The 23085-nt window shown below is 37.8% G+C and carries 13 protein-coding genes and 1 pseudogene; 4 read left to right on the top strand and 10 right to left on the bottom strand.

What is annotated here, in order from left to right:
- The first annotated feature begins 80 nt into the window (after positions 1-80).
- The gene (locus EXT46_RS05195; protein WP_130145659.1) at positions 81-5429 is read left to right on the top strand and encodes a reverse transcriptase domain-containing protein; all 5349 of its coding nucleotides are present in this window, start codon (positions 81-83) and stop codon (positions 5427-5429) included.
- A 171-nt stretch (positions 5430-5600) separates the two neighbouring features.
- Here the strand turns inward: EXT46_RS05195 and EXT46_RS05185 are convergent, their stop codons facing one another.
- From EXT46_RS05185 to EXT46_RS05170, 4 genes are read right to left on the bottom strand one after another with little or no spacing between them, the layout of a single operon-like run.
- Positions 5601-6815: a Wadjet anti-phage system protein JetD domain-containing protein gene (locus EXT46_RS05185; protein WP_130145656.1), complete on the bottom strand. Its 1215-nt coding sequence runs from the start codon at positions 6813-6815 to the stop codon at positions 5601-5603.
- Positions 6808-10284 carry an SbcC/MukB-like Walker B domain-containing protein gene (locus tag EXT46_RS05180; RefSeq protein WP_130145654.1) on the bottom strand — a complete coding sequence of 1159 codons (3477 nt, stop codon included), beginning with the start codon at positions 10282-10284 and terminating at the stop codon, positions 6808-6810. Before EXT46_RS05180 ends, EXT46_RS05185 begins: the two co-directional genes overlap by 8 nt.
- The gene (locus EXT46_RS05175) at positions 10277-10924 is read right to left on the bottom strand and encodes a DUF4194 domain-containing protein (protein ID WP_130145652.1); all 648 of its coding nucleotides are present in this window, start codon (positions 10922-10924) and stop codon (positions 10277-10279) included. Before EXT46_RS05175 ends, EXT46_RS05180 begins: the two co-directional genes overlap by 8 nt.
- Before the next feature lie 2 nt (positions 10925-10926).
- Positions 10927-12366, bottom strand: a complete 1440-nt coding sequence (locus tag EXT46_RS05170) for a Wadjet anti-phage system protein JetA family protein (protein WP_130145650.1) — start codon at positions 12364-12366, stop codon at positions 10927-10929.
- A gap of 97 nt (positions 12367-12463) precedes the next feature.
- On the opposite strand from EXT46_RS05170, the gene EXT46_RS05165 reads away from it, so the two are divergent.
- The 3 genes from EXT46_RS05165 to EXT46_RS05155 all read left to right on the top strand — a co-directional run bounded on the left by EXT46_RS05165 (position 12464) and on the right by EXT46_RS05155 (position 16196).
- Positions 12464-13357, top strand: a complete 894-nt coding sequence (locus EXT46_RS05165; RefSeq protein WP_130145648.1) for a WYL domain-containing protein — start codon at positions 12464-12466, stop codon at positions 13355-13357.
- Positions 13358-13756: 399 nt separating this feature from the next.
- Positions 13757-15511 (top strand): hypothetical protein, encoded by a 1755-nt coding sequence (locus EXT46_RS05160; protein WP_130145646.1) that lies wholly within the window; start codon positions 13757-13759, stop codon positions 15509-15511.
- 94 nt (positions 15512-15605) lie between these two features.
- Positions 15606-16196, top strand: a complete 591-nt coding sequence (locus tag EXT46_RS05155) for a hypothetical protein (protein ID WP_130145644.1) — start codon at positions 15606-15608, stop codon at positions 16194-16196.
- Positions 16197-16450: 254 nt separating this feature from the next.
- Here EXT46_RS05155 and bcp (EXT46_RS05150) read toward each other — a convergent pair whose 3' ends face one another.
- The 6 genes and pseudogenes from bcp (EXT46_RS05150) to bcp (EXT46_RS05125) all read right to left on the bottom strand — a co-directional run.
- Positions 16451-16909 (bottom strand): thioredoxin-dependent thiol peroxidase, encoded by a 459-nt coding sequence (bcp, locus tag EXT46_RS05150; RefSeq protein WP_205988211.1) that lies wholly within the window; start codon positions 16907-16909, stop codon positions 16451-16453.
- A 107-nt stretch (positions 16910-17016) separates the two neighbouring features.
- Positions 17017-17484 (bottom strand): hypothetical protein, encoded by a 468-nt coding sequence (locus EXT46_RS05145; RefSeq protein ID WP_130145640.1) that lies wholly within the window; start codon positions 17482-17484, stop codon positions 17017-17019.
- Positions 17477-19531, bottom strand: coding sequence for a site-specific integrase (locus EXT46_RS05140; protein ID WP_130145638.1), 2055 nt, complete (start codon positions 19529-19531; stop codon positions 17477-17479). The genes EXT46_RS05145 and EXT46_RS05140 overlap by 8 nt, the downstream gene beginning before the upstream one ends.
- 8 nt (positions 19532-19539) lie before the next feature.
- Positions 19540-21357 carry a site-specific integrase gene (locus EXT46_RS05135; RefSeq protein ID WP_130145636.1) on the bottom strand — a complete coding sequence of 606 codons (1818 nt, stop codon included), beginning with the start codon at positions 21355-21357 and terminating at the stop codon, positions 19540-19542.
- On the bottom strand, positions 21354-22598 hold the full coding sequence (locus tag EXT46_RS05130) for a tyrosine-type recombinase/integrase (RefSeq protein WP_130145634.1): 1245 nt from the start codon (positions 22596-22598) through the stop codon (positions 21354-21356). The genes EXT46_RS05135 and EXT46_RS05130 overlap by 4 nt, the downstream gene beginning before the upstream one ends.
- 121 nt (positions 22599-22719) lie before the next feature.
- A pseudogene (bcp, locus tag EXT46_RS05125) lies at positions 22720-23082 on the bottom strand (thioredoxin-dependent thiol peroxidase); the annotation flags it as partial.
- Positions 23083-23085 lie beyond the last annotated feature (3 nt).

The raw sequence follows: 23085 nt of genomic DNA, 5'->3' as shown, positions 1-23085 counted from the left end.
TTAATATGGTAAGTTCATGTATTGAAAAAATTAAAGTCAAGTCGCTTTCTCTAATTCGGGCTGATACAAGGACAGGATTGATGTTGTTATACAAAAGGTACGGTGAACTGTTATGTAAGCATTTAGCAACTAACCAAAATCACTATGTAGAGCAGCAATCTGACGGCTCTTACCATAAACGTGCAGGCGTAGTTAACCCCAACCTTATTCAGCGTGTCCTCTCCAATCAAGGCTCGATAGCTGTTTATCAAAAGAACGCTGACTCAAATATAAAATGGATATGTTTCGATTTTGATATTCTAAAAAAATGTATTGGTAATGATATAGAAAAAGGGCTAGCTGAATTGAATCGTGTCGTTACAGAATTCTGTAACGAATTATCAATCCTAAAAATACCATATTTATTAGAGTATTCAGGAAATAGAGGTTTTCATGTATGGATTACTTTTGAGGAGTCTATTAATTACAGGACTGGTTATGATATTCAGCAGGCTATACTTAATTCGACAGGGCTAGAATTTGATAGCGATTTAGTCGGCTTAGACCGATTTCCGCATTCAGCTTCACCTACTGGGGGAGTTGGGAAGGGCGTGAAAATACCTTTGTCAAAACATAAGAAATCAGCTACCTACTCTTACCTTATCGAAAATGTAGCAGAGATTAAAGAGGTAGTGAAACATAGAACACTTAATGAAAGCCTGGTTAAAAAAAATATAAAAATTCTTGAAAGCCATACCGACACAAGTAAATCCTACCTAGAAAGCGCTATGGGCGTTTTTTTTGAAAGTTATACAACAAATTTCGTTCATCACAACCGTGTTAAGTCTATAAAAGTTGTAAAAAAAGGGTTCGAATTAAAGGATGTTTTGGAGTTATGGAAAAAATCAGAACCACTAAAAAAGTTAGCTATAAAAATTGAAAACAAGGAAAGCCCTAGCCATTCAGAGAGAGTATTATTGGTTGGCTTGTTCTGTAATATAGATTGCAAGGGTGATTTGAACTTAGGTGAAAAAATATTGCATGATATTTTTTCTTTATTTGAAAATTATGATTTTAATATAACCAGCAAAGCAATTAATTCATTGCGTAGTTTTAACTTCCCAACTCAAGAGCAAGTCGAAAGCACTTTAAAAGAGAAATTTCAGGAAAGCTTTACGGTTGAGCAGCTGATTAAGTCATGTATTCCAAAATATTTAGACTTCGAAGATGCGAGCTTTCATTACTCAAAGAAAGACATCGAAATCACACGAGCCGCTGAGATAAATTATTTGTTCTTAAATGACGAGGTTCAATCAAAAACTGTAATAGAGGAACTGTGCTCAAGGAGCTCCGATGAATACCTGTATGATTTAGAGTGTCTTATTAATGGGGAGAAGAATTGGAGTTTCTACAGGCATGAGAGAAATGAAGGGAATAAAATTAGGGAGTTGATTACATTGTCATCGACTACCAGGGTTAGTACTTCTACTATAATAAAACAAATCGCATATTATTTAGATATAAAACAAGATGATTTTTCTCATGGATATCAAATAAGTAAGGGGTATTCAGGTGGTTATATATTTAAGCCTTGGTTATTTTTATGGCTTAAGTTTATATCTAATATTACAGACGCAATCGAAAACAGAGATTATAGAGATTTTTACATTGTTAAAACAGATATAAAAAATTTCTATGATAATATCCCACACGACAGTTTGAAGAGACTTTTGCTCGGCGATGGTGATTCATCAGTAAGAAATATAGTTTCTTCTATGAAGGAAGAAACCAAGTATAGATATAAAAAGTGTTTAGAAGCCCTTTTCTCAATTACTAGAGATATTGTTGGAGATAGTGCCGGTCTACCTCAGGGGCCTGCTTATGCTCGCTTCTTTGCAGAATTCTACTTAATTGATCTTGATAAAGCTTTTAAGGAAAAGTTTGCCAACGGTGAAATACTACTTTATCAAAGATATGTGGATGATATCTTTTTCATTGCTAAGACTAAGTACGAAGCAGAAAGTTTATTATCCTCGCTAAAATCAAGGTTAGAGCTATTAAACTTACATATAAATGAAGAAAAGACTGTTATTTCAAAAATTTCATCTTTTCATGAGAAGTTTAATAAATATAGGTCTCAATCAAAATATACAATTGATCAGGTTACGAAGGCTTTTTCCATATCTAGCGATAAACAAAAGGATATGGCAATAAATGAGTTTGTATCACTCATTCAGTCAGATTCATGCCAAGAAGATCTTTCATTTATTTTCTCCCATTTGGATGGCGTCAAAGAGTTAGATGAATTAAAAACTGAACAGATACTCCCTGCTTTGAAAGCGGGAACAGGGAGAGGCAGCTTATACAAAAACCTTTTTAACTTTATCTTTGAGCTAAATCCTGGATGGGAAGTCATATATAAGATTGAAAAATATGATGTGTTACAGTCTGAAGTGTTGACATCTTGCCTGATCAATGCGCTAGAGTTGAATAAGGATAAAAGGCAGCTCTTAAAACCTATAGCAGAGAAGTTAGTAGCGTCGCATATATCTACCTCACAAATTGTTGAGGAACATATGGCATATATGGTTATGCATTTTGGTTGTTCTATAGATTATAGAAATATATCTCCTAAATATTTTATAAAAATAGCAATTTCATCTTCAAATCTTAATAGTGTAATTGTTAATTTAGATTTGCTTTCTCACCTTAACATTCATATTAACGATATGAAATCATTACCCGATTTTATAAAGTTAGCTTACTTTCTATCCTATAATGAAAGCGTCAATAAAGATGTACTGAAAAATATTTCTCAAATGTTTTTCGCGAAAATGTCCATTGAGTACCTTCAAAGTGAATTCTCTCCCGATAGAATTGATAGTCATATCATAGACATCGAAACCGCAAATAAGCTTTATTATTTGCTATGCCTATTCTCTACGTCCGACCACTATGAGTCTAATGAGCTGATCGAATCAATGTGGAGATATTGCACCCATCTATTTAACGAGTTGAATTATTTAGGTTATAGATTTTCATCTCCAAACTGGTTAGAAAAACTAGGGTTTGTGGATATTAACTTACCCCGTGCCAATTGGATTATATCTTCTATAGTTGATGGTAATATATTTAGAGGTGGGAGAGATAATTGGAATTTGTTTGAAAAATATCATAACGCTCTATTGGTGTTTCTCACAATTAGTGAAGCCAATTGGAAGTTTGAATCCATTCAGCATAATTTAGCAATTCTTAAAGACAAATCAAACTTTTACAATTGGCTGATAGAAAGCGAGCAAGTATCAATATTCCCTAATAGTAAGAAATGGTTTGAAAGGAATATTATTGAAAATGGGATTACAGCTTTAAAGAAAGAAGATAAAATTCTAATTAGGAAGCCTACTAATGAGTTTTTGTCGCCGTCTAATCTTTTGGAGAGTAGTAATGGCTTTTCAGAATGTACTTTTGACTACAATAAAGCTGAATTGACAAACCTAAGCGAATACCTCCTTAATGTTGATGTAAAACAAAAATTTTCATTTCTAATTGACCTATTAAAGAAGAGAAAATCAGAGTCTTTTACACCTATAGTCTTTTGTCCTGAAAGAGTTCTTTCAACTCATGATTTATCAATTTTTTCTAATGAATTCAACTATAAATCAAAGATTATAATTCAGGATGAATTTGAAAATGTAACCTCTCTAGATAATAGCGAAGAAAACTTAATAAACGCCTTTCTTTTATATTTGTCTCAAAGGGATGACGAAATTCAATTTTTAAATGATAAGTACTTCAATAAGTTAGATGGAAAAATAGATAGAAGTATATTTATCTCTAAGTATTACTCTAATCTTTTGGCTAGTGATAAGGAATATCAGGAGTACTTTCACGACATTGCTTTTGCAGCGGCACTTTATATTTATCTTTCCGATCTTGAACCTCTTCAAAGGCTAGAGAAGTTTGTTAACCAATATCAGGAATTTTTCAATGACAGAGAAATTGATAGTATGCATATTTTCTCTGTTGATAAAAAATCCTCTCTGTCAGATGAAAATCCTAAATCTCTTTTAAACGGAATTACTCGTTCTTTATCCCTTATTACGGGAAATCATCAAATAGCAGTACCATTTTATCTCGGTAATGACGTTGAGTTTTTTCTGAATACTCTTGATTTTCTTGTTGAAAATAGTGAATTGAGTGCCGAATTGATTGGGGTTGAAGGTTTTAGATTATCAGAAGTTAGTGCATCCCTCTCTAGCAGAAGTGTAAAAATAGATAGTGTTTCTTATTCTTTTAATGATGTAAAAGTGATAAACCCAACCACAAGGGAAATAGTTACATTTGAATTGCGTCACATGTCCTTGATCAATGGTTCGGATCATGTTTACTCTTACATTTTTCATGATAATGCGTACATTATTTCAATTAATTCGTATATAAGTGTCATGTATAACAATATCGTTAATAGATATGAATCAATTATTATTGAGAAAAAGCAGAGTTCAAGTCTACCTATACTAACCGCTATCGATTCTTCAGATTTGCAGAACCTTAATGGCTTTGACGATGCGGCTTATGTTATCAAGCACCATAGAGGTATAAAACGTGAAGGAGCAGAGAGACTATTAAAGATTTGGTTATCTCATCTCCCGTCTCGCTTTCACCAGCCTTTGGTCACTCTGGTTCAGGCTCATGAGGTAATGCTGGATAAGGAAATCGATGGGTTTATTGAGAAAGTAAAAGAGATTGATGAAGGCTCTGGCAATTTATTTTTAATAAAAAATGTGGATGATTACAATGGGACTCATAGAATTCTCTACCGGGACGAGTCCTTGGGTAGGGGCGTTTCGACTTTTACTCCAGTAGCATTGGAAAAGGGAGTATATAGCGCCACTTTAGTTGTTGATTTAATACTAACTGGTTTTCAGATTAGAAAGGCTATGGAATATTATCTAGGCAAAGCAGAGTACAGTTCTACCAGTAAGTATTTCCATTGTGATGCGCAGCAACGTGAAGAGTTGATAAAATTCTTTAAGGAATTGAAGATATTAAATATTTGTACTGTTCTTTATACTAAAGATGCTACTGATAAGATTGAGCAGGAGCTTAGACAGCTGTTGGGGAACGACATTCAAGTAAATATTGTTTATGGACGTAATATCAAAGGAAATGCTTTCTTTGCTAGCACTCAGAAAATTTCTGAAAGTGATAAAAATCTTATCAGGTCAATGTTAAAAGATGAAGAGACTTTGTCAGACTTATATGATTATCTTTCTCCTACAGGAATGTTCAACACATATTCTAGCGATGAAGATATAGACAAAATGAACCTAGTAGCCAGGTATAAATCTCTACCGAAGAAATCATTCGATTTTTTACGAGTAGGACTAAAAATAGACCCTAACTGTAGACCTTTAGATAGAGTTTTAGAATTATCTGATAAATTGTGAATCTTTAGACCTTGGCTGACACATTTTTGTATAATTACAATGCATTGGTTGAGGTTATAGATGAACAGAAAAGAAGAAAGGGAAGTTAGACGTAAACTTAAGATATTAAATCACGTAAAAAACAGTAAAGTTAGTAAAACCTGTTGCTATTGGGGAAGTGGACAGTACCAACTAGCAGACAGGCTTTACTTCTAAAGATTCTTGTTCAACCCAATTGATTTCAGACTTCCCCAATAACTTTAGTGTATTTTTAAGCTTACAGATTGGGCCACCATCTACCTTGTCGAGGCACTTAATTAATTTATCAACGTCAATAGTCTTCTCTGATACTCTAGCTTGCTCATTAGGGGTCATCATGTAAGGTATTACACTACGTTCAAATAATGAAGCCATATGAGCCAATATTTGGTATCCCCCTATATCGATATCCCCCCAGTGATACATGGGGGTCTCAGGAGGCAACAAGCTTTCTACTTTTGAATACAAAGACTGCCACGCTCTCGATGGAAAACCATTCGTGTAAAACACCAAACCGTTGTCGGCCACTTCTCTACAATAACGTTCGAAGGTTGTCTGATTTTCAATGAAAAGAACATATTTAGGGGGCTGATTTATTACAATGTCAGAAACTCCATCTGGTGAAACTCCAATGTATGGCCAGCAATGAACTGTTTCTATCTCACCAGACTTGAATTCGATCACAAGGTTACCTTTGAACCTAAACAAAGGTGGAAATCGAGAAACACCAATGTAGGATAATACTTCGGTTGCACTGAGAGCCATAACTTCTTCTGGCAACTTGTTTTTCATTAATGATTTTACTTTGGAGGCTAAGTTTTCTAACTTCTTAGAATCATTGAAAAGTTGAGCGCTAATGGTGCGAATGTCAGCAGCAACAAGTTGTGAGGGGCTGATGGACTCTGCCCAAACAATAAACCTACAAGCATCCAATATTTTAGATTTATCATCTGGGCAACAGTTAAAAGGCTTTTTTCCTTTACACCACCCATCTTGTATCTCAGTTAGAGTATCTGATAGCCAAGAAGGGCATGAGTTCTTGATCTCTTCGATAGCGTCTAATGCCAGTTGTGTATTTTCCGAAAATATTTGGATATTAAGAAAATGGCAAAGGCGACGAACATCAGTAAGAATAACGCTTTCCAATAAATCTTCGTCACCGAATGCTTTTACCGCATATTTCAATTGAAGCGCACCGGTTTGACGGCCAATGAGCTCAAGTTGTTCGTGACATTTTAAGCGCTCATTGATAGTCAAACTATGATAAAAATCGTACCTTTTGTGCGTAATGTTGAACTTCTGCCTTTCAATTAATATATTTGACTTGTTACAAGCTTTTAGTAACTTTTCAAGAAGCGTATTAATCAATTTGTGTTCCTTTGAACTCCATTTCAACCTCTTTAATTAATGCAGAGAGAATCTCAGGATTAATATTATGGTCATCACTTTCCAGCAGTTTTTTTCCATCATCTTTGTATGTGTGGTGGTCAATATAAACCTGATCACCATTCCTCAAAATTGTGTAGGTTTTATCAACATATGGGCCAGTCTTAATTTCACTTTCCGGTGGTGCTGCAATTATTACTTGTAATCCAATCTCCCGGAAAAATGACAGTGCAGCTTTGGCATTGTTACCATCCATTTTCGAAAATGCTTCATCGAATACGGCAATTGCAGCTCCACCCTCTACTTGATTACCAAACTTATGAATTTTATAAGCTGTCATAAAGGATGCGCCTAATGCCACATAAAATGGTGCTTGTTTTTCGCCCCCAGAGCCTGTTTTCAACAGCTCGCTAAATTTTCGTTTAGTGTCAGTGTGAATGTCTTTTGACTGTATGTCATAGCTAAAGAAATTGCGATAGTCTGAAATCTCTCTCAATCGACCTTCTAGTAGTAGATTTTCAATTATGTTAACGGCTGGATCATCCTTTTGTTCATCAAACAATGTACCTACGCTGTCGATGTCTAGATCTGAAGTATCAGTCACGTAATCGTAAATCATTTTCAAGGAATCAATACTTGTAACAGGATAAAGGAACTGGTAAACATTATTATTAAATGTCAGTTCTGCTAGCTGTTCATTTAGGATGGTAAATGTTTGTTTTATCTGTTGAAAGCTCTCCTTCAAATTGGCAACGACTTCCGCTCGGAAGTTTTTCAGCATAGTCTCCCTGGCTCGTTTTGAATCCACGACATACTTTGCTAATTCAGTCTTTTCGATTGTATCTATATGCGCCTTACATCTGTCTGATGCTTGAAGTGGTTGTGATTGGTTTAACTCGGCGAGTTCCTTTTTATCGTCTGGCTCAAAATTTGAACAATACTCTGTAAGTGATTCACCAGCATTTCTCAAGGCATTTTGAGCTGCGTTTTGGGCATCATCGGCTTTTAACCTAGCTTGCTGAGCAAGCAGAGTATAATTTTCTTCAGTTAAATCACTTAGCTCTTCTAACCTTTCATTAGCTAAATCGAAAGAGAACTTATTAGAAGCTTCAAAATCTTTCCGTTTACGGACTTGCTCCTCATACTTTAAAGAAAGCCTTTGGATTTCATCTGAATACTCTTTAAGCTTTGTCTCTTTAATCCCTATATCAATTTTGATCTGATTTAGTTTTTCGCTGCTTTCGCTAAATGCTTTATCAGCTTTTCTGGATCTGTGTTCAAACTGTTCATCACCTTCGTCTTCAAGCTGCTTTAATGCATGGCTGATTTCTGTAACAGCCGTGTCAAATTCTTCAAATTGGCTTAGTGCTCTGGGCAGCTCAGATCCGTTGTTAATTGCTGTTGTTATACTTGGAATGAACTCATTAACTAGCAATTCAAATTTTTTGTGGTTACTTTGAATCTCAGCAAGCAATGGAGCTAGTAATTGCATTTTTGCTTGTATAGCTTGTGCATGTTTTTTTCTGGCCTCGATACCAAACATAATTGAGTCAATTGGTTTACCCCCACCACTGATAGCGCCGCTGCCTGCGACCATTCCATCTCGGCTTATAGCGCGTTTTTCATGGCGTAATTCATCTTCAGTTTCAACCAGTTTCACGTTATGTAGCAAGCCTCGCAAGAACCTCAGTGCCACTGGGTCGTCTGACTCGATTAAACTCGCCGCGCTATCCGGATCTGGAGCACCTTCAAACCCAAAACCTTTATCTGGGTTAATCAACTTAACCTGACGAATGTGCCTGTGTCTGTTTTTTTCCTTGCGATATAGCTTAAGTGCTTGGTCATAGTCCTGGGCGTTAATAACTAGGGCTTCTCGGTTATTTCTAAGAAAGCTTTCAATACTTAACTGCCACTCTTCATCATTAATAATAGCTAACTCACATACAGGTGTGGCATCAATTCCATAGCTTTTTAGCAGTTCTAATACATGGATTGTTGACTTATTAAAACGTACCTTGCCTTGCTTAGAGTCCTCATATGAGGCTTTAAGTTCTGCAAACTCCTCAGTTAACGCGTCAGTTTTTTGTTTCGAATTTGATGACTCGTTTTGAAATTTTGGTGACAGCTCTTTTAGTTTGTTTAGCTCAACAAGGGCCTGTTCAATATTTATTAACGACAAATACCAAGGGGAAGATAGAAGGTCGTTATCATCACCAATAATTGTTTTTAAGTTAGTTTGTATTGTTTTGGCCGATTCGCATAGAGATGTATCTTCAAACTTCGGCCAGGCAAACTCAGCGATCTGCCGCAGTTGCTTATTTGATTGGTATAACATGCTGTTATTCGTATCACGTAACTGAGTTTTACTTTCTAATTTTTCAGTAAGGCTCTGCGTTTTCTGATACGTTTTAGAGCCGAGCCAAGCTGCTTTAGCTACGTCTGACAGCTCTTTTAGCCTTTTTACGTCTTTATCAAGTTCAATTTGCTTCTCTTGGTTGGAATCAAATTCTAGCTGTAACTCTTCAGCTTCGTCTTGTTTTTTATTTAGCTTGTCGTCAGTAGATAAACATGCTGCTTCAAGCTCACACCATTGATAAGCTAAAACACTTTCGTTTTTCTGCTTATAACGATTGTATGCACTTACAATCTTTTTTAACAAATTCAGCTTTTCTTCAGTGGTAACGATAAGCTCCTCTATTTGTTGGTATTCACTATAGTCATTCTCAATTCTGTCAACATCGATAGCTCGTTTTGGCAGAATGTAATTCCAGATAAAATCGTTAATACTTTTTTCTTCTTTGAAAGCTATGCCATTTTTAAAAGCTTGTAACATCATATTCGAAGCAATTTGTTGGCTAGCACCTGTGCCAGACATCAGTTCACAATATTGTCTTCTGTAGTCTAAAGCGTTATTCGGAAATGAGACGGCAGCAGGCTTTAACTGCAAGCGCTTTTGCATTATTGACCAAGGGACAATGGTGTTATTGCCATCCATAAAGTCCATGCTGCTAAGGTCTAAGCCATCAATTATAAAACGCTCTTTTTTTACTTTTTTGTCACCATTTCTGGCAAATAAAGAAAGTCCAAAGCTGTAATAAGAGTTGTCAGGCCTTTGGAATGTCACGGACAAATAGCAATTAGATACTTTGCGCGGCTGTACCGCTCGCATCCCGCCAGTCTCAGCTACAACACCGAGTACGTATGAAAGTATTGAACGTCCAGATTGTTTATTATCGCCGCTCGCTGCATTAAGCGCTATTTTGGTTTCGTCACCTCCGGCAAAAATTGTTTGTAAAGCATCGGCTAGAGAGCTTTTCCCCGCGCCATTAACTCCTTTAAAAAGTGCAACATCGACATCAATAGCAATATCTTCATAATCAAATAAATACCAGTTGATCAAAGTCACCCTGACAAGGCGGTGCATATTCGCTGAATGTTTTGTCTTATTCATGAGTAATTTCCCCAACTTCCGTCACTTTTTCGTCTCTAGTTCCATCAAATGATTGTTCGACTTTATCTTCGGCAAAGCGCTCTAGCAGTGAAATATATTGTTCCGACAGAATTACTTTAATCGTTGGCAACACTACGATTGTAGGTAGTTCTGATGCTTCATCCTTTTCACCTAGTGAAATAAGACCACTTTTTTCGAGCGAGAAAAGAGCTTCCTTTGTGTCAGCGAATTTAGGCTTTTCTTTACCTGTAAGCTCTAAGTAATTATCGATCAATAATGAAGGTGAAGGCTTCGCTTTACCATTTTCAATACAGGCTTTCCGAGCTTCTGTATCGTAAAGCTTGGCCAAAATTAGCAAGAACAGGGTATCTAGTTGCTTCATTTTTCCGCGGTGGTATTTGGGAATTACACCGCAATAGCCAAAGTTATTGTCCAAAACAAACTCATCGCCAAAAGCACCGAATAAATTCGCAAAATACTCTTTGTGCCGAAGAACTAGGTTATAGTTTGCCCGTTGTCCATGACCGTCATACCAAATAAATTGCTTGCGTCTGATCTGCGCCGCAGCCTGATAAAAATCCTCAGCTTCAAGGTGCTCATTTTCTTGTTTATCCAATAATATTTTCAAATCTCTTAGCATATTTATACCTTGGTTCTGCTCGGATGAATGCGTCGTTCTATGATCATTTTGGGCGCAACAATAAAAGAGTTTTCTGTATATTCGTTTTGTACAGGCTTACATTTGTATATTTTGACTAACTGGCTATATGGACTACCCGGAGGTACAGCGTCATGGAGTAAATCTCGCATTTGCAAAAAGGCAATTAGATCATCTAGGCTGTTCACTTCAATTTCGTCAGTTGTTATACGCAGCTTAGTGCCGAGAGCTTTCTCAATAAGATGTAATATCCTTCTTGGTGAAGGGGCTCTTCGTTTGATATAGGCATCAACAGCACGACTACGCGCAATATCTTCAATTTTTGGCAGTTGTTTTTGGACTTGTGTTGGCTCAGCAGGAGCTTCTACTGTTCTTGGTTGGTAAAGACGAGAGTCTGTAATAAAAAATTCAGTTAATTGATTACTGGGTATGGTTGAATTTTTGGGTAATTTCGCGACTCCACCAATAAGGTTATCCAGCTTCTCTCCAAGCTCAGGTGCCACCGTTAGCGCGTATTGCATTGCCTCGCGAGTACGTTTGGTCATTGTGCGCCGATAGTGGTCAATTCGTTTTAGCGTGGTATCAATATTTTCGAGGATTTGAACAATGTCATTGAGTTCAGTTTTTAGCTTTTCTTCTGATTCTTGTTGGGTTCTGGTTTGGTATTCTTGATTGTGTTTTGCAACAAGGGCTTGCCACACTAGTCTGTTTTGTTGAATGTCGAAAATCTCACTAATAGTTACTGCGCGATATCTATAGGGGTGAGTTGTTAAATTTAACTTCGAGTAATCCTCCAATAGAATTTTCTTTAGAAAGTCTTCAAAAAATGTCTCGAAAAGCTTTTTGCCTGTATGCTCCTCACGCATTGTATAAGCAATTTCTTGGCAGTTTGCAGCCATAGAGAGTAGCTCTTTGTAGAATCGGCGAGCGCAATCGGCGGCAAACTCAATATTAGAAAGTCCATTTTTAGGGTTCGACTGTACCGTCCTGATTGCACTATATATGCCTTGGCAAGTAGAGCCTAACTTAGCAATAGGACCTTGAGAGATATTTTCTAGAGCCGAAATTATGCTAGCAGCAACGCTTGGCATGAAGGTTTCTTTTCTATAGCCTTCTCCATCCATTTCACGAAGCCATCCACATTCCTTTAATCTTCTGTAAATCCTGGCTGCATCATCGGGCTCATCAAAAGTGCGCACTTCATCTCCTTCTTCTTTAAGGAGCGTCTCTTGGCCATTCTCTAACAGGCTATTACGGATGATTTGTTTAGCTTTGGTTGGAGTGCATTCCCCTATTTCTATCTGTTCAACAACCAAATAGCGGTATAAGGCAAATAATGAAACAGAATAGATTTTACTGTTGATAGAAGCCAATGGTTTAAACAGGTCGTTACTAATGCTTTTCCAAAACATATATGTCTTCACAGTTCCTTTAGATAACGAAACTATAAATGATTAAATTCTATGCGTCTAGTTTCTTTACGTGTAAAGTTAATTGACGCTCTGTGGTTCGTGGTTAATAATGTCTGTTGTGATTAACAAACAAGAACTGGATATGCCCAAAAAGTTTCAAGATATTTCTTGGGGGGTTAAAAAACGCCTTCAATTTATTGAATTTCAATTGCTATTCAAGCGTGAGATAAATTCACGTTCTCTTGTCACGGAGTTCAGTATTTCAAGACAGCAAGCTAGCGGCGATATCAAGCTCTATAAGGATCTATATCCAGAGAACTTATTGCCATACAATGCAGTTGATAAGTCTTATCGGCCGAGTAAAGCTTTCAGCCCTCATTTTATTAGTGAAAGCCTGACCCCCAGCTTTAGTGATTCTTTTGAAAACTTTTCGGGTAGCAAGTCTATTGAAACCATACCGACACTAAAGCGAAGTCAGATAAAGGGGCTCCTTCCTAGGATTATGGAGGCTATAGAGTCTGAATCTGACATTCAGGTTATCTATAAATCTGCAAATTCTCCCTTTGGCGCAAAAAGAACTTTAAAGCCTTGTGGCATTGCTTATGTTGGTAATCGGGCTCACTTAAGAGCTTATTGTTATGATCACTGTCAATATCGCGATTTCGTACTATCAAGGTTTAGTACGGAGCCTGAACTTATCCCTTCAAGAATCAATAAAACTGAACTGCCCAAAGACACTATGTGGCATGAAGTACTGTCTGTAGTGTTAGTAGCCAATCCAACTCTGTGTAGCGAAGGTAGACAGCTTATTATAGAAGAGTTTGACCTTGAGAATGTCTCACCAATCAGTATTAGAAAATCATTATTGCATTACTTTTTCGCTCACAATAATTTACCTGTAAATTCGGATGATTTTATCTTGGCCAAGAGCCAGCCTTGGTCATTTCCCGTTTTAGTTAAAAACTGGGACGACTGTAGAGAGTATTTGTTTGGTAGTTCGTAAATGAAGCAACTTAGTAACAAATGTTGAACACGGGAAAAACAATAGAGCATGCTATGGTTCAATGTTAAAGCATCATATATAGAGCCGGTATCTATGAAATTAAAAATAAAGATTCAAACTCTAAGGTCGTTGAGAAGGAATAGTGGACGCTAAAGGCTTTAAGAACGGCATCCTTTAACGTTATTGAACATAGATAAAAGAAACAGGCCCAACTTTGCCTCTTTGCAGAACTAATACTTAAAGCAATCTGTTGCAATATTGACCGTAGTAAGGGCTTTAGAGATCTGTTATCAATGGAAAAGTACATAAATGAGCGAGATATTATTAGAAAATCGCGCGATTTGCTCTCTAGAAAAAGTTAGAAGCTCTCAATACTCAAACATCGGAGAATAAAATAAAGTGAATCAAGAATGGTTTGAAATGCAAGATATTCGACGCAAAAGCTTCGGAAAGTCAGTCTGGATTCCACTGCGTGCGGTATTAAATAAAGAGAAGAAGGGGAGATATGGCTACGAGGGCTACAAGGAGGACTTTTTCGGCAGCGGCTCAATAGCTGTACCAAATGATAAAGTTGAAGAAGCAAAGAAACTTGGCTGGATGGATATTGGGATCAGTCATAATCACTCGGGCTGGGTCGATGATGGTAAATATATACCAGCAGAAGTTTATCGAGATTACGGTGGTGAGTTTGAAGGAGTCCACCTAGTCTTAGACCAAATGTCTCAAGATGATGCCCCTAATGTTTGGCATCTGAATCAAGATTTAGTAGTCACACTTGGATTGAAGCGAGAAGGTAATTCTTGGGTTTGCCCAAATGACGGCTATGTTGAAGTTGCACGGCTTGAACTTTCTGAAAACAACAAGCCTGCTTTATTGGAAATCAAATCTCAATATTTGAAAGATTATCTCTGCGCTAGAGATATGGCGCTCTATATGACGCATTACTTTAATAGAGATACCATTCTTAGCGATGCATCCCATATTGTCTGGGAAGATGGAAATAGTATATACGAGGATAAGCTAGATCGCTGGGAAGGCAGAGTTACAGAGATTCATGAAGGTGGAAATCCGTTTGGCGGAAAGATGGCTGTATTTCATGTGGCTAGAACGGATGTGGATGAAACTGATGATGTACCAGATATATCTGGTATTCCTACCGACGAAAATACTCATGGAGAGTCTTGGGAAAGAGAGTTCGAAGGTCGAAAACTCTATAGGGTATCTGGCGAACTATGGCGAAATGAAGTGATCCTGCCAGGGGCAATCAGTCCCAAGGTTCGTGGAGATGAGACACAGCCAACTACATTTTTTGTGGTCGATGCAGAAGGCAACAAGTCAAGTGGACAAGACCTCATCGATTCTGGCAAGTGGGTATGGTTTAAGCCCGAGGTCATAATGGCTTTATGCCATAGACGAGGTGGTCATCTCTCCTTTTATACCGCTCAAACTGGTAGTGTTTCTTGTGGTCATGGTTATGGTGTCCATTTTGGAGTTAACGAACTCGGCTTAATTAATGTGTATGCAAAAGATATAGGTCTTCTACCAGAGTGGCAGCAACAGATTTGGGCTGGCTACAACATTACCCCAGAAGGAGGGGTTTCCAATGAGCTACTTGCTTCTCAAGTAAAAGCCGAACCCGCTGATACGAAAGCTCCAGAGGAGTTTTTAGGTAAAGGCATTGAACTTGTAAACAAATTGGCAATGGAAAAGCTTAATATCCAGATATTTCGCGAGCATGATGCAATACCTCAACTCATTGAGAAAACCCATCGTTTTAGGGCTATAGATGAACAGTCTTTTTTTGCATTAGCAAAAGATCTTGCGAGACTAATCGCAGATAGCCTTGATGCCCAGGCAATGCAAGCTATTGTTATCCCGCCGAAAAAGGAAAAATGGGGTTCATTGAAGTCTTTGGAGAACTTATTAGCTTCAAAATATGACAGGGAATTGGTTCGAAAGATTACCTCATCATTAGTTGGTGTATACGAGTTGCGTCATGCTGATGCACATCTGCCTAGCAGCAAAATTGAAGAGGCATTTAAGCTCATCGAAATTGATAGGAAAGCACCGTTTGTTTATCAGGGATTTCAAATGTTACACCATGTTGTATCTAGCTTATTTGGCATTGCCGAAGGTCTTGAAAAATGGAACTAGCAAAAGCTTCTAACAAGTTGAACACATGAAAAAATTACTCGCCACGCATCTTACGTTCAGGTGAGCGTGGTGTTAACTGTACAAGGAGTATCGAATGAAATGGTGGGAAAAAACTGTTGAGTATTACTTTATTAGGAAGTTTATTCCTGATGAGATGATCTTATCTCCACTAGACGGAGAGCAAGAAAAAGCTGGAGATGCATTTCTCTCTAGTAGTGAAAAGTGGGTCGTTTTAGAGTTTAAAAAAGACTTAAAATCTTTGGCGACTGAAAAGAAGAAATATAAGAACTATGATTTGGCGGCGGCTGAATTATCTTCTAGTGACAGCCACCATTTCTTGATTTATGGCCAAATTGCAAAAGGAAAATTTGGCCTCGGAGGTAAAACGTATTTTTCAAATAGTCCCGTATCGAAAATCAGCGAGATATTTGAAGCAGGTAAAGAAAAAGAAGAGTTTATTTCCTACCTTGAAAGACTTATTGAGCATAAGTCCAAGGTTGATGAATCAAGCGGCGGTTCCGTCGGTAGTTATTCTTTCGTTGCTGGCATTAATAAAGATAATAAAGTTACAAGCTGCATGAATCTATATGAGTTTGGTTTGGATCATGGATTAAAACTAGAGCCAAAACCTGAGATCAAGAGAGAAGTAGAACACGAGCGCAGTGGACCATCTTTGCGCATGTAGCACAGCTAACACTGACGAACATATTTACCTCGTTGAGCGGTTATTGGGACAAAAACAATGCGGATTCGCTATTTTCGCGCCGTATTTTTGTCCGTTATTCGCGCTCTAACCATCTGCTTATGATACCTAGCCGAAAGTTAGAGCAACCATCAGTCACCGTATCGGTATGAAGGTTTTTTTCCCAAAAAAATCTGACAGTTACTAATGAAAATTAGTAACTGTCAGAGCTGGTTCACCTTAGTTTGTGCAGCTTGTTAATTTTTTAAGTAGTCTAAAACTACTTCATGATGATCTTTGGTTTTGAATTTATTAAATACATGCTCGATGTTGCCGTTTTCATCAACTAGGAAAGATGTTCGTACCACGCCCATATTTTCACGGCCCATGAATTTTTTCAGTTGCCAAACACCATATGCTTCACAAACAGCGTGATCTTCGTCTGCGAGTAGGGTGAAGTTCAGTTCCTGTTTATTGGTGAAGTTTGTAAGCTTTTTCGGTGTGTCAGGGCTAATACCGAGAATCACTACGTTTAACTCGTCAAGTTCTGATTTTGTGTCTCTTAGAGCGCAAGCTTGAACAGTACAACCAGGGGTCGAGGCTCTTGGGTAAAAGTAAACAAGTACTTTTTTGCCTTTGAAGTCGGTAAGAGAAACTGATTCATCATTCTGATCTTGCAATGTAAATTCTGGTGCTTTTTGGCCTGCTTCAACCATTATTCAATCCTTCCTTCTTCCATCAATGAATGTAGTTTTTGTTAAAATAGCTTTTCGCCATTGTGTTGAGTAATCAAATCTCTTTGGAGGCGTAAGCTTTATAATTCCTATGATAACAAGTCACGCATAATATTTAACTGCTTTGTGAGTTCAGATGTCTTTTGGCGCTCTTGCTTTAACATATTTTCATAGTCGCCACGGGCTTGAGTCATTCTCTGTAGATTTTGTTCGAGCTGTTTAATTTTTTTCTCGTTGTCTAAGTTTTTGTTGAACCAGTAAACAAGCTCGCGCTTTGCGTTATCGAGTTTACCTTCAAGAATACTAATCGGATCAATCTTCTTCTTTTCGCTAGACTGTTGCTGTTTTAGCGCTTTTCGTTTATTTTTTATTTCCTTAAGCTTAACTACAGGCCACTGCCTTCTGCTGATTGCATTCCTATGCATCCCTGTCAGTTCTGACAACTGTGCGATTGTAGGTGGTAGATTGGCGCTTGCTCCTATTCTATCGATGGCTTCGACTAAACGCTCCGTATTTTCCTCAAAATCTCGTTGGTTTCTCTCATCAAAGTTATTCATCGTCTACACTATGCCCTAGTAATTCGAGTACTTGCTTAGCCTCGCTAATCACCTCTTGTATTTGCTCATAATTGTCTTGATAGGTTGGGTTGTTGAGGTTTGCTCTATTAGTGTTGTAAATCTCTCGCCAATAGGGAGCATTAGCCTCACTCACGATGGCATTTGAACAACGGTTAGGGTTACATCTGAGGGAGCCAATGCAGGGAAGGTCTGTATTTGTGCTATCAGAACCGTAGCAATACCCTAATCCTACATTAATGACACCAAGGCCTTGGTCGGCCATTGCTTCAAAGATTTCATCCTTGGAATAACCGCTTGCCATATAGCCTTTGAAAGCAATTCTTAACCGCTCTTTATGTTCAATTGCCTTGCCTCCAAGGTAGTTCCCATCTGGGTCTGCTGTTGCTTTAATCACTTCAATCTCAGACTGTTTCCTGAGTCTTTGTGCTGTTTGGCTCTCAACTAAACTGTCTGCAATCCCGCCGTAGCCCATTGTGACATCACTTGTAGATCCTCGTGATAGAAATTTATCTACGGTATTGACCAAATGCTTAAGTTGAAATGAAATTAGTGGAAGGCCTGCTTCTAGCCTATATAGTTGATATGCTAGTGTATGGCGCATCATATAATTATTAAAGCCAAGGTCATCGTTTGGTAAAGCGTGTCTTATAAATATCTTTATTTGATGGCATATCATAACCGAGTTCTGCGGTTTCTCTGTTTCTTCAGGTTTTTTAGTTTGAATAGAGCTAAATGCTAAACCTCTTTGCGTTATCGAACTCAAAATTCTGATCGCATTAATTGCATCTTCAATGATTGGGATAACAACCCACTTATCATCGAATAGCCCTTTAGAGAAACTGTCCTTTCCTTTGAAAACATGCGAACGGAGAAGTTTTATTCCATTCTCCTCAATTAGACAGGTGTTTAAATCAATTACGGCCAACTCGGATGGGCGCATCCCCGTATATTGACCTATTAGATATTTAGCAGCACAGGTTACAAGCGCTAAGTGTTCATAAGCACTAGACAATGAAAAGCTGCACCCTTGACGCTCATTTAGAAAGAACGTCATATCTTTAAAGTTATATTTTCCCTTCGAATTACGCAGTTCATTGGGTATGCCATATTTTGAATCCACAAATTTTTCAGCATAACCTGCGTTAAGAAGGCGAAAGGCTCTGTATAGTTTAAAAGTGTACTGTGTAAGTCCTACGTCTTTGCAATATTTTGGGGTATTAATCTGTGAATATCGACTTACATACGAGTCTAATACTTCTTCTTCCATTGTTATTAGAAAGTCGTGCACTAGCAGTGAAGCAGCCCTTACGAGCTGATCAAAAGCCCAGTTTGGCAAGACCTGAGTCGAAACTTGCTTTTTGTAACGGCTTTCCCATGTGAATTGATCTGAGTCGAAGGCAGGAACGCTTTTCCCAAAAATATGCTCGGATGTGTAAGGGTTTTGGATGTAAGAGAAAAATTGTCTCAAGTCATCGTTATAGGTACTTTTGTGGGCTTTGGCCGCTTCTCTATAATCATCAGCCTGTAATTGAGTAAGAGATAGGTATGTTTTTTCAATGTGTTCATGTCCAAGCTTAGTTTTTAGATGTCGAAAGAGAGTTTCTAGGAACCGCAGCCCTGACTTCATGTGTGCCAAAACTGTATTTGCTGCAAGTTTGTTAGTTGTCTTTTTTTTGGCTTTTTTTCTATTGTTTATAAAAACTTCTGGAGTAAGTAGTACGGCTAGTAAAATACACTTTATTTCAATAGTAACCTCTGTTGGAACGTTTTTATATTTGGCGAAGTTAATCCTGAGCTTACTTCCTCTGATACTGGGGGAAACATTAGGATTTTCTATGTTGAAATCCCACTCAGTGTCAGAAAACAGTGAAGTCTCTGAGGCTGGTAGTTTGAGTAATTCATTTAGGTACAGTGCGTTATCTTTGTTTACTGCTCGATTGTAGCCAGCATTTAAAATATTTGACTTGTATCTTTTTAGCTGAGCAATCGTACTTAAAATGCTGAGGTATTGTGGTTGTCTATCCATTTTTTTCCTTAAACCAGCTCTGTTGTTTCGATATATAACGACAGCTTTTCGGCTTCATCCAGTTCCAGGGAGCTGAATTCCGAATATTGGGTGTCTAATATTGGATTTAGTAACGCGAGGTTGCTTTTTATTACATGGCCAAAGGGAGTATCCAGGATCCTACTATTTTGGATTTTTGTTAAGTAGTCTCGTTTCATAGCAAAAAGTTTGGGCAAATCTGTCTGCGTTATGATCACATTTGGGCAGCTTAGACACATATTGTACGTACTACATGGTTTGCCAGGTGTATAGTTAGAAAGACTTTTAACCGACTCTGGTGGGTCAAAAATGTTTTTACACGTAGCTAAAGGCGTTGATATGGGAATCGAATCTTCTTTATGCTTCTGACTCTCTCTCTTATTACGCTTATAGTGCACTGAAGACTGAGCATTACGATGTATCTCTAACAGCTTTTCTTTGATTTTTTCTCTGGCAGTTCTTCCAAAATCATGTACATCTAAGTAACGCATAGTCGTATATAAACTCTTATGACCCAGTAACAACTGAATTTCCCTAATAGATACTCCCTGCTCTATAAGGTCACTAACAAAAGTTGGCCTAAACCTAGTTGTTTCTAAGGTTTTTGCACCAGTAGATTGGTCAAAGAGTTGGTGGTTTTCAGAAAATATTTTTACAGCTTTAGTTACATGATGCGCACAAGGAAGACTTTTTATTAGTCCGTTATGGATTTCGAATAGCCACAACTTGTTTTTATGTTTTTGAGGTGCCTTTTCTCTTAGTTGAGACGTTAATCTCAATACATTATCGAAAATGATTTTTACCTGATTTCCCTGACTGTTAGTTAGCCACTGGAGGTTTGCCTTAAAGATATCTAAATGATACAGCTTTTGTCCATCAGAGCGCTCTTTCCAATACCGTAAACACGGTTTGCCTGTTGCAGGGTGTTTATCGACCAGATCGTCAATTTCCAGAGCATATATTGACTCAACATTCATACCCGTTACTTGAAGTAGTTTCAGTAGAAAGGGAAGCAAGTGACTCATGGTAACTTTGCACAATATTCCCCAGGATTCATAAATATCTTGGTAATAAACACCATGACTACTAATGATTTTGTAGAAAATATTACCGGCGGGCGTTTTTCGAAAATCATAAGAACTTGTAATGGGTATGCAGTCCATTTTGTTCTCAAAAATCCAACGAGCATCGTCCAATGTGAGAATCTCATTATCTCTTTTTTTAAGTCTCTCTTTGTCATCGATAACGGCTCGACCTTTACCTGTTTTTTGATAAGGTTGAATTAGCTTTAAGACTTTGCTGATATCTTTATCTATTGCTTTTCCGATCTGCTTCCTATCGATTTCGCTGTAAGGCTTGTATCGCTCCGTTACCCTTGTGTGATAGCAAAATGCGCTAGGCAAATAGAACCTTTCAAAATTGGGAGTTTTAATTTCGATAGCTTTGTTCAAAATATTTTTATATGTGCTTTGCAAGACGTTTGCATAACGATTATGTAACTTTTCGCATAACATACAGCGCTTCAAATAAGCATGAAATTCATTCAATGAGAATTCGTTTAATTCTTGGCTGAGGTAAATTGGTTCGTTATCAAACTTTTCTTCCATCAATGCTGACACATGCTTGAAAGCTGACTTAATATCACTTTTGTATGACTGACTAGTTTTAGTTTTATAAACTGAAGTGAATAAGTGCATAAGTTGCCGATGCGGTGACCCTTTTGTGGGCTGTGCCAGTTCACTAAAACTATTTAACTGAATTGATAACAACTCCTCCCACTCGTTCATACAGCGTGATGCAATATTCATTTTTTGTCCTTGATGGATATTTTTAGTTGTGTCCTTTCTACTAACCGCTCCATTCGCTCTGCTTTTGTAATCAACTCACCGTCGCTATCTGTTATTGTTTTATATAATTCCAGCGGTATTTTCGTATAAACTTCTGTACTGCTCAGGTAAGCGTGACCAAGTGACTTTTGTACTACAGCAAGTCTGTCAACATAGGTTTTACCTATATCGGGTGATTGAAGTAAGTCGTATGCGAAACCGTGGCGAAGTTTATGAGGAGATATGTGCTTAGATATTAACTCCCTTTTTATAGCTCTTTCCGAAACTCTATCGAGCAGCTTAGATAAACACTTAGGTGTAATCGACCCCCCTTGAGCGTTAAAAAATGCAGGAGTTTCATAGGGAGATGGATATTTTCTTGCGTACTTTTTATATAGTGGTGATGAATGATACCTATTTATTCTGTCTAGTGTGGCTCGACTTACTAAGGTCATTCGTTGCTTCTTATTGTTATGGCGACCTTTCACGCCTTCTATAGAAAGAGGTGCATAAGGGGATATAGTAGGTGTATCAGAGTTTCTGGATATTAGCTTTTGGCTGTTAAACTCCCAAGCATTTATAATGTCTTGCCTAGTTACATTTTGTAATTCAGATCTCCGGATTCCCGAATCAAAAATAAACTGAAGTATCAACCTTTCCCTTTCAGAGTTGCTTTGCATCATCAATGTTGTGAGCTCATCAATTGAACAAGAAATTACAAGTCTTTGCTTTACCGGCCCACTAATTAAACCGTCGGCATACGGGCTTTTCTCGATATATGCATCTCGAAGCTCCTGGTTTTGATAAAGAAACTTGTGAATGAATGCTTGGAGAGTCGCATCTCTATTTCGGATCGTAGCTGAAGTCAGATTATGGATGGTTTTTAGATCTGCCAGGTACTCTTCGATAACATGCTTCGAAACAGTTAGGAAGGCCTCATCAAGTAATGTGCCTTTAAATTCTGGTCTCTTTTTCAGGTAAGCCAAAAAATAGGTTAGATTCTTAGCGTAAGTTTTAGCGGTGTGGAGGCTTATTTTATTGTTTCTCAAGTTGTGGGAGAGAAACTCGGAAATTAAAGGCAGCACTCTTAGTTCTTCATCAAAAGCCGCAACGCCGGTATATGAATCAGATTTAGATAACCAAATACCATCATCTTCATTCAATAAAGACTTAGATAAATCAATGGGCTCTTTGTTTGATACAAAAGAACAGAACTCTTCCATAAAAACGTACGTTATCCATTAGGACTGTGCAGTTTTTAAGCGTAGTAGTAAATTATGATTTTAGAAAAGGAAAGGAGGAGGTTTTTAGAGCGTAATGTGCAGAATATTAATGAGGGTATAAATGGATGCCGTCGTATTCTTTGCCCATAAATTTTTTCAAGCCCCACACCCCGAAATCCTCGGCAACTTTGTGGTCTTCATCGCTAAGCAACTGGAAGTTTAGCTCTTTTTTAGTTTCAAAGTTTTTCAGCTTTTTGACCGGATCGGGGCTGATCCCGACAGCAACCGTATTGTGCTCGCTAAGAGCCGCTTTGTGATCGCGCAATTGCTCGGCCTGCACAGTACACCCAGGAGTAAGCGCTTTCGGGTAAAAATAAACTAACACCTGATGCTCTTTTAGGAGTGCTTCTAAGCTGACAGGGTTGCCGTCTTGGTCTTGAAGGTTGAAAAGAGGGGCTTTATCGCCTGCTTGTAAGGTATTCATAGT

The organism is Pseudoalteromonas sp. CO325X (genome assembly GCF_004208955.1).
Lineage (GTDB): Bacteria > Pseudomonadota > Gammaproteobacteria > Enterobacterales > Alteromonadaceae > Pseudoalteromonas > Pseudoalteromonas ruthenica.
This window is presented reverse-complemented; position numbering and strand designations above follow the sequence as displayed.

What these genes read in the sequence shown, in the direction of transcription:
- EXT46_RS05195 (WP_130145659.1), top strand. Translation starts at nt 81, where the DNA reads ATGTTGTTATACAAAAGGTACGGTGAACTGTTATGTAAGCATTTAGCA.
- EXT46_RS05180 (WP_130145654.1), bottom strand. Translation starts at nt 10,284, where the DNA reads ATGAATAAGACAAAACATTCAGCGAATATGCACCGCCTTGTCAGGGTG.
- EXT46_RS05175 (WP_130145652.1), bottom strand. Translation starts at nt 10,924, where the DNA reads ATGCTAAGAGATTTGAAAATATTATTGGATAAACAAGAAAATGAGCAC.
- EXT46_RS05165 (WP_130145648.1), top strand. Translation starts at nt 12,464, where the DNA reads ATGTCTGTTGTGATTAACAAACAAGAACTGGATATGCCCAAAAAGTTT.
- EXT46_RS05155 (WP_130145644.1), top strand. Translation starts at nt 15,606, where the DNA reads ATGAAATGGTGGGAAAAAACTGTTGAGTATTACTTTATTAGGAAGTTT.
- bcp (WP_205988211.1), bottom strand. Translation starts at nt 16,909, where the DNA reads ATGGTTGAAGCAGGCCAAAAAGCACCAGAATTTACATTGCAAGATCAG.
- EXT46_RS05145 (WP_130145640.1), bottom strand. Translation starts at nt 17,484, where the DNA reads ATGAATAACTTTGATGAGAGAAACCAACGAGATTTTGAGGAAAATACG.
- EXT46_RS05140 (WP_130145638.1), bottom strand. Translation starts at nt 19,531, where the DNA reads ATGGATAGACAACCACAATACCTCAGCATTTTAAGTACGATTGCTCAG.
- EXT46_RS05135 (WP_130145636.1), bottom strand. Translation starts at nt 21,357, where the DNA reads ATGAATATTGCATCACGCTGTATGAACGAGTGGGAGGAGTTGTTATCA.
- EXT46_RS05130 (WP_130145634.1), bottom strand. Translation starts at nt 22,598, where the DNA reads ATGGAAGAGTTCTGTTCTTTTGTATCAAACAAAGAGCCCATTGATTTA.